General features: G+C 71.8%; 9 protein-coding genes. 6 read left to right on the top strand and 3 right to left on the bottom strand.

Annotation, left to right across the window (positions count from 1 at the left end; all coding sequences use genetic code 11):
- Nucleotides 1-85: 85 nt before the first annotated feature.
- Nucleotides 86-4042 carry a hypothetical protein gene (locus ACIGEZ_RS19430; protein WP_399832598.1) on the bottom strand — a complete coding sequence of 1319 codons (3957 nt, stop codon included), beginning with the start codon at nucleotides 4040-4042 and terminating at the stop codon, nucleotides 86-88.
- A gap of 376 nt (nucleotides 4043-4418) precedes the next feature.
- Between ACIGEZ_RS19430 and ACIGEZ_RS19425 the strand changes: the two genes are divergently transcribed.
- The 4 genes from ACIGEZ_RS19425 to ACIGEZ_RS19410 all read left to right on the top strand — a co-directional run bounded on the left by ACIGEZ_RS19425 (nucleotide 4419) and on the right by ACIGEZ_RS19410 (nucleotide 8301).
- A complete protein-coding gene (locus ACIGEZ_RS19425) occupies nucleotides 4419-5249 on the top strand; it encodes a class I SAM-dependent methyltransferase (RefSeq protein ID WP_399832596.1) in 831 nt (276 codons plus the stop codon).
- Between the two features lie 196 nt (nucleotides 5250-5445).
- Entirely contained in the window at nucleotides 5446-6816 is a 1371-nt protein-coding gene (locus ACIGEZ_RS19420; protein ID WP_399832594.1) for a (2,3-dihydroxybenzoyl)adenylate synthase, read from the top strand.
- A 364-nt stretch (nucleotides 6817-7180) separates the two neighbouring features.
- Nucleotides 7181-7717: an NUDIX hydrolase family protein gene (locus ACIGEZ_RS19415; protein WP_399832592.1), complete on the top strand. Its 537-nt coding sequence runs from the start codon at nucleotides 7181-7183 to the stop codon at nucleotides 7715-7717.
- Between the two features lie 395 nt (nucleotides 7718-8112).
- Nucleotides 8113-8301, top strand: coding sequence for a hypothetical protein (locus ACIGEZ_RS19410; protein WP_399832590.1), 189 nt, complete (start codon nucleotides 8113-8115; stop codon nucleotides 8299-8301).
- Between the two features lie 94 nt (nucleotides 8302-8395).
- On the opposite strand, the gene ACIGEZ_RS19405 is transcribed toward ACIGEZ_RS19410, so the two are convergent.
- Nucleotides 8396-9469, bottom strand: coding sequence for a chitinase (locus ACIGEZ_RS19405; RefSeq protein WP_399832588.1), 1074 nt, complete (start codon nucleotides 9467-9469; stop codon nucleotides 8396-8398).
- A 378-nt stretch (nucleotides 9470-9847) separates the two neighbouring features.
- Here ACIGEZ_RS19405 and ACIGEZ_RS19400 point away from each other — a divergent pair, with 378 nt between their 5' ends.
- The gene (locus ACIGEZ_RS19400; RefSeq protein ID WP_399832586.1) at nucleotides 9848-11398 is read left to right on the top strand and encodes a phosphodiester glycosidase family protein; all 1551 of its coding nucleotides are present in this window, start codon (nucleotides 9848-9850) and stop codon (nucleotides 11396-11398) included.
- A gap of 44 nt (nucleotides 11399-11442) precedes the next feature.
- Here the strand turns inward: ACIGEZ_RS19400 and ACIGEZ_RS19395 are convergent, their stop codons facing one another.
- Complete coding sequence (locus ACIGEZ_RS19395) at nucleotides 11443-12702, bottom strand: saccharopine dehydrogenase family protein (protein ID WP_399832584.1); 1260 nt, start codon at nucleotides 12700-12702, stop codon at nucleotides 11443-11445.
- Between the two features lie 147 nt (nucleotides 12703-12849).
- On the opposite strand from ACIGEZ_RS19395, the gene ACIGEZ_RS19390 reads away from it, so the two are divergent.
- On the top strand, nucleotides 12850-13557 hold the full coding sequence (locus ACIGEZ_RS19390; RefSeq protein ID WP_399832582.1) for a TetR/AcrR family transcriptional regulator: 708 nt from the start codon (nucleotides 12850-12852) through the stop codon (nucleotides 13555-13557).
- Nucleotides 13558-13758: the final 201 nt, after the last annotated feature.

The following is a 13758-nucleotide window of genomic DNA, read 5'->3' as shown; positions in this document are numbered from 1 at the left end:
CGGAGCCCGCACGTGGCGAAGGGCCGGACCGCCGCAGCGACCCGGCCCTCCCTCGGGCTTTCCTCGGGCTTTCCTCAGGGCGTTCTCAGCCGCTGTACCAGCCGCTCAGGTCGGCGATGACGTGCACGTTCCCCGTGTGGTTCGCGAGCGTGACGCGGCCGTCGACCACGGGGACGACCACCAGGTTGGAGAGGGTCGTGCCGGCCGTGTAGTTGAGGTTCGACGCCGCCGGCTTCGGGGTGCCGTGCGGGTGGACGGTGAGGAAGCTCGCGGCCGTCGGGGCCGTGACCGTCACGTTGAGGACCACCGCGGTGACGCCCTCGACGGGGACGCCGGCCACGCCGGAGACCTGGATGCTCACCACGCCGCCGGGGCCGACCGCGCCCGTCCTGGCGCCGAGGCCGGAACGGGTGTCGAGCAGGCGTACCGGCTCGGCAGCCGTGAACCCCGCACCGGTCGCGGAGAAGTAGCCCGTCACGTCGGCGAGCAGATCGACCGTGCCCGCGCTGTTGCGCAGGTTCACCGTCCCGTTCACGACCGGCACGATCACCAGGTTGGGCAGGGTCTCCCCCGCCCGGTAGTTGATGTTCGAGGCCGTCGGCACGGGCCGGCCGTCGGGGTAGACGGTGACGAAGCCGCCGGCGGTGGGGGCGACGGCGGTGACGTTCATGACCACCGCCGTCACACCGGTCGCGGGCACACCATGGACACCGGCGACCTTCAGCTTGGCCGTGCCCCCCGCACCGACCCGCGCCCTGGGCGCGCCGGTGCCGTCGCGGGTGTCCAGGAACCGCGTCGGGGCGATCGACGTCAGTGCGGAGCCGGTGCCCGTCGTGTCCGTGTAGTAGCCGGCCACGTCGGCGACGATGTCGACCGTCCCCGCGCTGTTGCGCAGGTTCACCGTCCCGTTGTGGACGGCCACGGTCACGAGGTTGGAGAGCGTGCGGTTCGCCGTGAAGTTGAGGCTCGACGCCGACGGAACGGGCCGGCCGTCCGGGTAGACCGTGAGGAAGCCGCCGGCTGTGGGGGCGACGGCGGTGACGTTCATGACCACCGCCGTCACACCGGTCTCTGGCACACCATGGACACCGGCGACCTTCAGCTTGACCGTGCCCCCCGCACCGACCCGCGCCCTGGGCGCGCCCGTGCCGTCGCGGGTGTCCAGGAACCGCGTCGGGGTGACCGGGACGAAACGCGCCGGCGTCGGCGTGGCCGGGTCCGTGACCGTGTACGCCTTCGGCAGATAGCCGGGCGAACGGGTGCCGGAGGTGTACCCCGGGCCGTCGGCCACGAGGTCGTACGTGCCCGGCGGAAGCTCGTGCGTGCCGAGCAGCACGGTGAGCGAGGTCCCGTCGGGGCTGACCGACACCGGCGTCGTGAACGTGTTGGTCGCGTTGCCGTCGATGAGCCGGATCTGGGTGCCGAGCGTCAGGCCGGTGCCGTACAGCACGACCGGGTGCGCCGTTCCGGCGGGGCCGCTCGTGCTGCTGAGCCGGGCGACGTCGGCCTGTTGCGGCTGCGTGGCGCAGCCGCGCTTGCAGACGCCCTGCATCGTGTACTCGAGCGGGGCGGCCGCACCGCCCGGACCGAGGACCAGCACGTACTGGCCGGTGGGCGCGTTGCGCGTGGTCAGGCAGTTGAAACGGAAGGTGCCGTAGTTGTTGCACTGGTACGCGTAGTCGGTGGTCGCGCCGAAGGCGTTGGGCGCGAGCAGGTTCAGCCAGGGCTTGCCCTTACCCGCGGAGCTCTCGGTGCCGTACACGTCGAAGTCCTGATCGGGCTTCAAGTCGAGCACCGCGCAGTAGGCCGTCGCCGACTCGGTCAGGACGCCGCCGCGCAGCGAGAAGCCGCCCGGTGCCACCTTGTTCGCCGCGCACTCGGGGGCCCAGCCGGCCGCCGTGGCCATCCGCCAGGTGTCCACGTACGCGGTGATGGGCGTGGCGTCGTAGCCGGAGGACAGGACGTACACCAGGTACGAGGTGGAACCGCTGACCCGGCAGGTGCCGGCGGTGCCGAAGGTGCGGCACAGGATCGTGCCCTTGTCGTCGACGACCCCGAGGATCGCGCCGGTCCGGTACGCGGCGCCCGGCGTGCGCACGGACAGCCACATCTTGTCGGCGGCCGCCGCGGCGATCCGCAGACAGGTGCTGTCCAGGCTTCCCTTGAAGGTGTAGGCGGTGGAGGGCCCGCCGACCTTGAGCGACTTCGGCGCGGCGCAGGGGGCGGTCGCGCTGATGTCGCGCCGGACCAGCTTGTAGGTGTCGGGGACGTACGCGGTGCTCGACAGCAGGACGGTGTAGGCGGTGCCGGCGGTGAACCGGCAGGTCGTCGTGGAGGTGCCGACCGCGGCGCAGACCTGCTCGCCGGCCCCGTCGTGCACGTACGCGGCCGCGTTGACCTTGTTGCTGTCGTTCGCGTAGTCGAACATCTCGGCGGTGGAGTGGGCGCCTGCCGCGATGGACAGGCAGGCGGTCGGCAGCGCCGGGGTGGTCCGGACCTCCGCGCCCCACGTGTTGCCGTAGCCCGACTGGGTCCACGGGGTGCAGCCCGCCGCCTCACCGGTGCGGTGCACGGCCAGGCGGTAGATGCCGGTGTCGGCGTCGGTTCTCGCCGCCAGGACGGCGTGGAACGGGGCGGTGCCGGTCAGCTTGCAGACGGCACCGCGGTCGGCGCACTGCTGGGCGCCCTTCGCGTCGAAGACCTTCACGCCCGGGTGGAGGTCCGCACCGGAGCCCCGGTCCACGAGATAGAGGCCCCGGCCGGAGGCGGTGGGCAGGCCCAGGCAGAGGGCCTGGCCGGCGCCGCTGAAGGTGCCGGTCGCCGGGCCGCTCGCGAAGCCGTCGTCGCGGACCGGTGTGCAGCCCTGTACCTGGGTGGTCGCGTAGAACCAGACGGTGTACGGGTCGTTGCCCGTGCTGCGGCCGTCGCGGGCCCAGGTGTAGTCGCCCGCGGTGAGGTCGCAGGTCTCGTCCGCGCCGGGCGGGCAGGCGGGCGTGCCGTCGGCGCGGTGGAGCCGGCCCTCGACGCCGGTGCCGACGGGGCCGAAGAGGTACGGGCCCGCGGCGGGGACGTGCAGGATGCGGCAGCGGGCCGCGGACGTGCCGTCCGGGACCGTTCCGTACGCCTGCGGCTGGACGGTGGGGCAGCCGGCCGGGGCGGAGAGCCGCGCGGCCGTGAGGGTGTAGTCCTCCGCCGCCGCGGACTCCTGGCTCAGCAGGGCGCGGAACGGTGCGGTGCCCTTCAGCGCGCAGTCCAGGTCCGTCGTGTTGCCCGTACGGGTGGAGCAGACCTGGGCGCCCTCGGCGTCGTACACCGTGGCGTCCACCCGCCAGTTGTCCAGGTGCAGGCGCAGGACGTCACCGGCGGCGTTCGGCAGGGAGCGGCAGGCGCCGGCCGAGCCGGCGGGGAGGCTGCCCTTCAGGGCGGAGGGCGTGCCGAGCGACGTGTCCGGCTCGGTGACCTGGACGCAGGAGGTGTCCGACAGGAGCGGCTTGTACGACACGGAGATCGCGCTGCCGCCGCCCCAGGTGTCGAGGACCTCGAGCGTGTACGCGCCGGCCTGGCCGGTCGGGCAGCGCAGCGCCCCGCGCCAGGTGTCCGGCCGGTCGCACGTGAGCGCGCTGCCGTCAGGCGCGGTCAGCTTGACGACGGGGTCGGTGTCCTGGGTGTCGAGGACCTGGACGAAGAGCAGGTCGGTCGCGCGGGAGAGGTCGAGCGTGAAGGCCTGCGTACCGCCGGGGGTGCGCGAGGAGCAGGTGTGCACGACATGGGGTTCGATGCGCCCGGAGCAGGTCTCGTCGAGTCCGCCCTCGGCGATCTGACGGACCGCCAGGGCGTGCTGGTCGACGGGTCCCTGCTGGTTGCCGGGGGGCTTGGCGGCGGTCTTGGGCGCGGCCTCCTGCGCGGTCCTGGGCGCGGTCCTGTGCGCGGTCTCGGGGGCCGCCTTCGACGCGGCGGGCTGCGGCGGAACGGCGGCGGCGGACGCGGTGGCGACGGGTCCCAGGAGGGAGCCGAGGACGGCGACGATCAGCGCGACGAGCACACTGCCGCGAGGTCCTGGCCTTCCGGGCGGTCGGTCGTGAAGGCGGGCGTGGGCGACTGGATGTCTCATGCGGCTCCCCCCGGGGATGATCGTCAGGCAGGCGGAGTCTACGGCGGTTCGAGCGCGCGTTCCTCGGTTTTTTGTACGCGTTCAAGGGAGCGAGTACCGGGGCGCGGCCCTGGGCCGATCGGCTCAGGCACGGCGCGCCTCGCACGTGCGAGAGGCCACCGGTAGAGGATCGGTGGGGCGGCGGCCTCGGGACGGGCCGCCCGGCACCGCCCACCGCACGAAGAGGTCCGACCATGAAACCGTCCGACGACCCGCCGTCGCGCTTCCTCGGGCTCGGCGAGACCCTCCGTGTGACGCCGGCGGCGGCGTGACCTCCGCCGGGAGCGGGGACGCGAGGGGCGGTGGGCGATACGGCGAGGCCGTCTTCCGTCCCGGACAGGCGGGCGAGGGCGAGCGCATCGACTTCGGCGCCCTCGCCTATGACGACATCACCATGGCTCGGCTGCGGGCGCTCGGCGCCGGCCCGGGCTGGCGCTGCCTCGATGTGGGCGCCGGCACGGGCACGGTCTCCCGCCGGCTCCTGGAGGAGGCCGGGGTGGCGAGCGTGCTCGCCGTGGACCGTGACGTACGGTTCCTCAGCGCGCGGCCCGTGCCAGGGCTCGACGTCCTGGAGGCCGACGTCACCGCCCCGGACTTCGCCCCCGGCCGGTTCCGGCTCGTCCACGCGCGCTTCGTCCTGATGCACCTGCCCGAGCGCGACCGCCTGATCCGGGCGCTGGCCGAACTCGTCGCACCCGGCGGTGTGCTCGTACTCAGTGACGCGGTCGACCTGACGAGCGACCGGACACCACCCGACACGCCGTACTCGGCGGCGATGCGGGCGATGTGGCAGGGCCTGCGGGCCACCATCGGCACCGACGTCTCCTGGGTCCCGTCGTACCCGCACCTCCTGCGCGAGGCGGGTCTCGAGCCCGTCGCCGCCGAGATCCACGTACCGCCACTCCTGCCGGACAGCCCCATCAGCCGCTTCTGGGCGGACACATGGGAGCGCAGCAGAGCGGCGATGCTCGCCACCGGGCTGGTCGACGACGCCGCCGTCGACGCGGCGATCCGGTATCTGGCCTCCGACGAATGCGCGGCACTGTCGGCCGGCATGCTCACCGTTTGGGGAGGGAAACCCGAGCAAGCCCGACGATGACCCGCCCCCGGCCGACCGCGTACGGGCTACGTCGCGCCCTGCCATTCCCGCTGGTCCGAGGCGCTCATTGGAGTTTCCGCCGATGAGAACCGGCTCCCATGGTTCGGAAACGCATTGCCCATACGGGTCCTGGCGGATTGGGTGGCCACGTCGCGACGGTGGCTTCCGGTTCAGGACCTGGTGCAGAGAGAAGCGAATGACATCCATGCTCGACGGCTGTACGCCCTGGCCCGAGGAATTCGCCGACCGCTACTGGATGGCAGGGCACTGGCGGGGCAACACGCTGGACAACCTGCTGCGCGCCTGGGCCCTGCAGTACGGGTCGCGGACCGCGCTCGTGCACGGCGACACCCGGATCACGTACGCGGCCCTGAACCGGCGCGTGGACCGCATGGCCGCCGGATTCCGGCTCCTCGGCATACGGGCCGGGCAACGGGTCGTCGTCCAGCTCCCGAACGTTCCCGAGTTCGTCGTCACCGTGTTCGCACTGATGCGCGCCGGCGTGGTGCCCGTGTTCTGTGCGGTCTCGTGCCGCGCGCCCGAGGTGTCGCGGCTCGTGCAGTTCACGCAAGCCGTCGGGTACGTCGGCCCCTCGACGCGCGAGGGCTTCGACCATACGGCGATGGCCGCGGACATCGCGACCCAAGGGCCTTTCCTGCGGCGGGTGTTCACCCTTGAGGCACCCGGCGCATCGTCCCCGTACGGCGGCTTCACGACCGACCCGTCGGGCTGCCTCTACTTCTCGCTGGGCTCCGTCGACGCCCCGCCCGAGCCGGCCCTGGCGCTGAGCGCCGACCAGGTGGCGTTCCTCCTGCTCGCCGGAGATGGCACCACGGATCCCCGGCTCGTTCCGCGTACCCACAACGACTACGCCTACCAGGCGCGCGCCGCCGCCGAACTCGTGTCGCTGACCGAGAACGACGTGTATCTCGCAGCCCTGCCCGCCGAGTCGAACTTCACCTGGGGCTGCCCGGGCATCGTCGGCACGCTCTCCGTCGGCGGTACCGTCGTCCTCACCGAGGACCCTGAGCCCGCCGAGTGCCTCCGGGTGATCGAACGGGAGGGGGTCACCGTCACGTCGGTGGTATCCGCCGCCGCCCGGCTCTGGCTCGACACCCTTGCCTCGGTCCAGGCGGATCTGAGCAGTCTGCGTCTCGTACAGGTCGGCGGTGACGTGCCCTTGCAGCGCGAGATCGCCGAACGGATGGGGCCCGCACGGGGCTGTCGCGTGCAGCAGGTCTTCGGCATGGCCGAGGGGCTGCTCACGCTCACCCGGCCCGAGGATCCGGACGGCACCGTGCCCACCACACAGGGCCTGCCGCTCTCGCCCGACGACGAGATCCGCATCGTCGACGCCGACGGCAGGGCGGTCGTGTCCGACGGCGAGGTCGGCGAGCTCCTGGCCCGCGGTCCGTACACCGTGCGGGGTTACTACCGCGCGCCCGACCACAACGCACGCGCCTTCACCGCCGACGGCTACCTCCGCACCGGCGTCCTCGCGCGACGCACCCCGGACGGCGGTGTGGTGGTGTCCGGGCGCGTCGACGAGGTCCTGCGGCGGGGCTGAAGACGAAGGTCCGTACGCCGGACGCCTCACGAGGTCCGGGGGCGGAGGCACCGGGCACCGGCGGGTACGGCGGCGGGAGCGGCGTCACTGGGGGGCCGAACTGCCCACGGGGCAAGGGCGGTCGGTCCGGTGGCGACGGCGCTGCCGGCCATGGGGTGCCCGTCGGCGGTCGTCAGGCTCCAGGTCCGTGCGGATCACTGCCCGTCCTGCGCACGGCGTCGTCATGCCATCTCAGACCCCCGGCCGGTCCTCGCCGGGCCGGCCCGCGACCCCCGGGCGATCCGGAGGACACCGCTCGAACTCCCACCCGGCTGGCAGACACGTAACCTGGGCCGAGACCCGCACCGGAAAGTATGATCAAGCGATGTCTGACATGACGGAGACCACGCCCGGTTGGCTGACCAGGGACGAGCTGGAAGCGGCCAGGGCCCGGATGCCGATCCTGTACGTCGAGGCCGTTCCCGTACGCGTGGACGACAGCGGCGAAGTCACCAGTATCGGGCTGCTCCTGCGGATCGGCTCGGACGGAACGATCAGCCGTGCGCTGGTGTCCGGACGGGTCCTGCACCACGAGCGGGTCCGCGACGCGCTGCTGCGCCACCTGGAGAAGGACCTCGGCCCGGTGGCCCTGCCCCGCGTGCCCGCCTCCCTCCAGCCCTTCACGGTCGCCGAGTACTTCCCCACGGCGGGCATCACGGCCTACCACGACCCGCGCCAGCACGCGGTGTCCCTCGCCTACGTCGTTCCGGTGACCGGCGACTGCCGTCCCCGCCAGGACGCCCTGGACCTGGTCTGGTTCAGCCCGCAGGAGGCGGCCTCACCGGCCGTGCAGAACGAGATGCCTGGCGGCCACGCCATGCTGCTCAAGCAGGCACTCGCGCATGTGGGACACGCGTACTGACGGAGCGTCGCCACCACTGACCGCGCCACCCCCGTTCTCCGATTCGCCGTACCGAGAGGCGCGTCCGGTACGACACGGGTTCCGGGAGACGGCGGTCCACCCGTGGCGGCGGGCGCCCGCGCGGGCGGGCAAGTCCGCCTGATGGCGTGGTTCGCCCTGGACAACTGGCGCCACACGGTCGGGGCGTTGGGGAGACGGGGGCCCGGCACCGTCGCGGCGATGACCGACGCCCACCTGAGCGGCACGGTCCGACTCGCCGGTTCGGCCGACGGTCGATGATCAACCGGACGCATTCGGTCGCACGCCCGGGTGACGTCCGACGCGGCTCCGGGACGCGGAGGCCCTGCGCACGCGATGGTGGGCGCCCAACCAACGACACACCTGGAAGGCCCCTGATGAAGCTCTTCTGTCGCCTGGCCGCCGCAGCCGTCCTGACGGCATCCGTCGTCGCAACCACTGGTGCCACCGCACACGCCAACGACGACGACGGCGGCCCCAGCGTGATCAGGCACTGTCACGTCCTGACCGTCGACTTCGTCACCGAATCCACCGAAGTGGAGTGCTTCACCGCCCTCCAGGGCTGAGCACCACGCACCGCGCCGATCCTCCCGGGAACGGGCAGCGGAAACGCCTGGTGGTGCGGGATCCGTCCCGCACCACCAGGCGGGGCGGCGGGCGTCAGCGACCCTGGAGGGCTTTGACGTTGTTGCCGAAGGTCCAGCCCTTCGAGCCGTCCCAGTTCGCCGACCAGGTCATCAGGCCCTTGAGCGCGCCGCCGTAGTGGTTCCACGCCTGGGCCACCGCCGAGGGCGCCATGTAGCCGCCGCCCGCGCCCGGCTGGGCCGGGAGGCCGGGGACCTGCTTGTCGTACGGAACCCGGATGGTGGTGCCCTGGATCACCAGGCCCCGGTTGAGGCAGTCCGTCTGCGCGACGAACCCGGCGACGGTGCCGGCGGAGTACGAGTCCCCCGAGCATCCGTACATGCTGCCGTTGTAGTACTGCATGTTGAGCCACCACAGGCGGCCGTTGTCCGCGTACTTCTTGACGATCGGAAGGTACGCGCCCCAGATCGAGCCGTAGGCCACGCTGCCACCGGTGACGTACGCCGTCTCCGGCGCCATCGTCAGACCGAAGCCGGCGGGCATGCGGGCCAGGACGCCGTCGATGATGTGCACGAGGTTGGCCTGCGAGGTGGAGAGCGTGCCGATGCTGCCGCTGCCGACCAGGCCGGTCTCGATGTCGATGTCGATGCCGTCGAAGTTGTACGTCTTCAGGATCGGCACGATGGTCTCGACGAAGCGGTCGGCGACGGCGCGGGAGCTCAGGTCGATCCCCGCGGCGGCGCCGCCGATCGACATCAGGATGGTCGCCCCCGCCGCCTTGGCCCGGCACATCTCGGCGGGGGTGGCGACGCGGACGGTGCTGTCCATGCCGTCCTCCCACAGGACCGTTCCGTCCGAACGGATCACCGGGAAGGCGGCGTTGACGACGTTGTAGCCGTGGGCCGCGAATCGCGCGTCGTCGATCGGGGCCCAGCCGAACGGCGGATGGACGCCGTTGGCCGCGCCGTCCCAGTTCTCCCAGTAGCCCTGGAGCACCTTTCCGGCGGGCTTCGGCTTGAGGGCGCAGGTCTCGGCGGCGGTGGCCGAGGCGGAGGTGGTGGCCACGGCGGAGGGGGCCGCGAGGGCGGTGGCGGCCAGCAGGGTGGCGAGACTCGATCCAAGGATCCGGGCGATCCGGTGACCTGGCATGCGTGCTCCTAGGGACGTGGGGGTGTTCCTGGGCATGGGCGCGCTCCAGCCAGACCGTAGGTTGGTCCAGACCATTCGTCAACTGCTTGTGCGCGCCGATCAGTTGCTCCGGCAATCCGGTCGGCGGCCGCGGGCACGCCCGCCTTCGTTGCGCCCCGGAGGGCGCACACCAAGGCCGCCCCGGCCTGAATTGGCTCACCGCATGGCACCTCGTACTCTGACCTGGCCCGTTCCGGCGAACTGTTGTTCGTCTACCTGAGGAGTGTCTTGTCCAGACTCCGTCGCGGCCTCGCGGCTGCCGTCGCGCTGACTTCACTGGTCGTGCTGCCACCCGGCGCACCGGCTGTGGCAGAGGACTCGAGCGGCACGGAACCGCACATGCCGCTGGGCCCCGCCGATCTGCGGACCGTCGCGGAACCCGTCCAGACCCTGGCGCCCGGGATCACGTACCAGAAGTTCAGCCAGGGCCAGGCGTCCGACCTGTGGTCGGTCGAGTTGGAGATCCCGCGCCCGGGCGGCACGAGCTGGCGGGTCGGCAACAGGACGTACGCCGACGCCTTGGTCAAGGACCTGGCCGCCAAGGGGTTCGCGGGCCGCGTCGACTCCCGGCAGGTGCCCGTCATGACGGGGAGCGGCGGCCCGCTGACCGAGAACATGGTTCGTGTCGGGCAGTTCGCCCCCGACGACCAGGCCCATGAGAACCGGTTGAAGGGCTGGCTGGAATCCTCCGACTACTCCGCCCGCACGGTCTATACGGCCCAGGACGGCTCCTCCACCACAGGGCCGTGGCAGGTGCAGGTCGTCAGGGTGGATCCCACCGCGGCCGTCGCCTTCAGGGCCGTACACGGACAGGATGTCAGCACGACGCAGACGGTCCGCGACATGGCCAGGGCGGCCGGCGCCCTGGTCGCGGTCAACGGGTCCGAGTTCGACATCGACTCGCCGAGCAACAAGGAGTTCTCGGACTACGACGGCGATCCCGAGGGGCTGTACGTCCAGGGCAACAACCTCCTCAGCGAGGCCAACAACGGCTGCACCGCACTGCTCCTGGAGGGTGCGGGAGACCGCGTCCGCGTCGACGAGATCACCTCCAGGACCCAGGTGACCGCGCCCGACGGCCAGGTCCGCCCGATCGACGGCATCGACCGCGTGCCCGGCCGGATCCGCGGCTGTGGCGGAATCGGCGGCGACCATCGCAGTGACGGCAAGGGCGCCGACCCCGAGGCCAGGCCGTGGCGGGGCGCCATGTGCGTCGACGACGACGAGGTCGTGATCTTCCGGCCCGAGTGGGGGACGACGACCCCGCAGCCCCGACCGGAAGCCGGCAACAACGTCGACGTCGTCATGGACGGCAGCTGGACCGTCAAGGAGGTACGTCCGGCCGGGGGACCCATCCCCGCGGGCAGCAGGATCATGCAGGGCATCGGCGCCGGGGCGGACTGGCTCCGTGCCCACGCCGTCGTCGGCCGGTCCTTCAAACCCGGCACCACCATCACCGACTCCCAGGGCAAGCCGGTGACCAGCCCGACCCTTTCCGCGGTCGCGGGCGGCGGCCCCGCCCTGGTCCGCAACGGCGAGGTCCTGGTCAACACGGTGGCCAACGGCATGCACGACCCCACCTACGGCACGCCGACCGCGGCCGTCATCGAGCGCCACCCCCGCACCCTCGCAGGCGTCACGGCCGCCGGCGAACTCCTCCTGGTCACCATCGACGGGCGTGACCCCCACACCAGCGTCGGCGTCACCGCCCGAGAAGCCGCCGACGTCATGAAGTGGCTCGGCGCCAGGGACGCGCTCAGCCTGGGCATCGGGGGCGACACCACCCTCGTCGCCAACGACACCCTGTACAACCACCCCATGGACAGCTGGACCGCGAGCGCCTCCACGGAACGCAAGGTGGGCAATGCCGTCGTCGTCGTGAAGAAGTAGACGGCGGCGGCGCGCCGAGGGCGCGGGCAGGCGGCGTCTTCCCGCTACGGGGTGCCGGCATCCGGCTGCCGGCGGCCCTGGTCGCGCAGGCCCCACGGCGACCCGTACCGGGTCAGGAGGTCGAGGAAGGGCCGCGGGGGCAGGGCCTCCGGTCCGAGGACGCCGCTGCCCTGCCACGCGCCGGTGGCCAGCAGTTCCAGGGCGACGACCGGGTTGACGGCCGTCTGCCACACGACGGCCTGGGAGCCGTACTCGCGCATCGACCACTCGTTGTCGACCACGTGGTAGAGGTAGACCTCGCGCGGCGAGCCGTCCTTGGTGCCCTTCACCCACGTGCCGGCGCAGGTCTTCCCGGTCATCCTGTCGCCGAGGGTGGCCGGGTCGGGCAGGCAGGCCGCGACGACGTCGCGCGGGGAGACGCGCACGGGCCCGTCCTCGCCCGGCACCGTGACCTTGGCCGTGGAGTCGAGACCGAGCTCGTGGAGCGTCTTCAGGCGGGCGATGAAGTCCTCGCCGAGCCCGTACTTGAACGTGACGCGCCGTGCGTCCACCCAGCGCGGGATCAGCAGCACCTCTTCGTGTTCGACGTTGACGCACTCCACCGGGCCGATGCCCCCGGGGAAGTCGAAGACCTCCGGCTCGCTGAAGGGAGCCGTGGTGAACCAGCCGCGGTCCTTCTCGTACACCACGGGCGGGTTGAGGCATTCCTCGATGGTCGTCCAGATGCTGAACGAGGGGGCGAAGTCATAGCCCTCGACGGTCAGGTCGGCGCCGTCGCGGACGCCGATCTCCTCGATCTCGTCGAAGAGCTCGTCGGCCGCGTACCGGGCGAAGACGTCGGAGAGGCCGGGTTCGACGCCCATGCCGACCAGGGCCATCCTGTCGGCCTGCTCCCAGCGCCGGGCCAGGGCGAACTGTTCGTCGCCGAGTTTCACGCCGCATTCCTCGTACGGCCGGGCGGTGTGCGGCGCCGACAGGGACATCGCCATGTCCAGGTAATGCGTGCCGGCCTCCAGCGCCGCCTGGAACAGGGGCATCACGAAGCGGGGGTCGGTCGCGTTGAGCAGCACGTCGCAGGACTGCTCGGTGAGGACCCGCCGTACCGCCTCCTGGTCCGAGGCATCGAGTCGCACCGCGCTGAACCGACCGTCCTGCCCGTCCTCCTTTCCCACCGCCGCGACGGCCGCCTCGGCACGGCCGAGGTCGTAGTCGGCGACCACCATGTGGGTGAGGAACTCCCTGCGGGCCGCGATCCGGGTGACGGCGGTTCCGACACCGCCGGCGCCCATGAGAAGTACGCGCACGTCGAACACCTTCCATCGGGGAGACGGGTGCCTCCGGTCAGGACTGATGCAAGGCGATGGGGCAGGTTAAGGTCAATGACGTTGGCATAAGAGCGTCCGCGTGTTGCCCGGTGGGCCGGCGGCCGGAGTGCGGAGGGTGTACGCGACATGGCCAAGAAGGTGGTGCCGGAGGCGGCACGTCGGAGGCGGCGTCCCACGCGCAGCGGCACGGTGCTGTCGGAGCAGATCATCGTGCGGGCCGCCTTGCGCGTCCTGCGGGAACACGGCAGCGCCGGGCTCACCGTCCGCCGCCTGGGGACGGCGCTGGGAGCCGATCCCAGCACCCTCTACCGGTACTTCGCCGGGATGGACGAACTGACCCGGGCCATCGGTGACGAGCTCATGGGCCGGGCGCTCGACAGCTGGGCGGCCACCGGGGACTGGCGCGTCGATCTGCGGGCGCTCGGACTGGCCGTCCACGCCTCCTACCTGGCCCACCCGCAGGCGGCCGTGCTCACCGCCAGCCGGGTCACCGGCCGGCCGCGCGAGATCGCGGTGGACGAGACGATCCTCGGCATCCTGCGCAGGGCCGGCCTGTCCGATGCCGCGGCGGTCCACGCGTACCACGCGTTCATCGACCAGAGCCTCGCCTTCGCCGCGCTGGACGCGGGCTCGCTCGCGCTGACGGACGAGGCGCGGACGGAGGACGAGGCCATGTGGCAGTCCACCTACGCACGGCTGCCCGCCGCGTCGCATCCGAACATCGCCGCGACGGCTCCCCTGCTGGCCCGGCGCATGCCCCACAGCGCCTATCCGGCGGTCCTGGAGATGCTGCTGGAGCACGTCGCGGCGCAGCTGGCCGGGGCAGCCGGGTGAAGCGCCCGACCCGGCTGCTCACGGGTGGTGACCGGAGGAATTCTCCACGTGAGAAATAGATGAACGCTTTACTGAATTCGCGTCAATAACCGTCCCGGGATTATTTCGATTGCATAACAGGATCGATGAAATGGCCTGGACCAAGCTCCATCACGACGCCCAACTCGCCTTTCTTTAAAGAGAATTGACTCATCATCAGAA

It is taken from the genome of Streptomyces sp. NPDC085481 (genome assembly GCF_044541845.1).
GTDB lineage: Bacteria > Actinomycetota > Actinomycetes > Streptomycetales > Streptomycetaceae > Streptomyces.
This window is presented reverse-complemented; position numbering and strand designations above follow the sequence as displayed.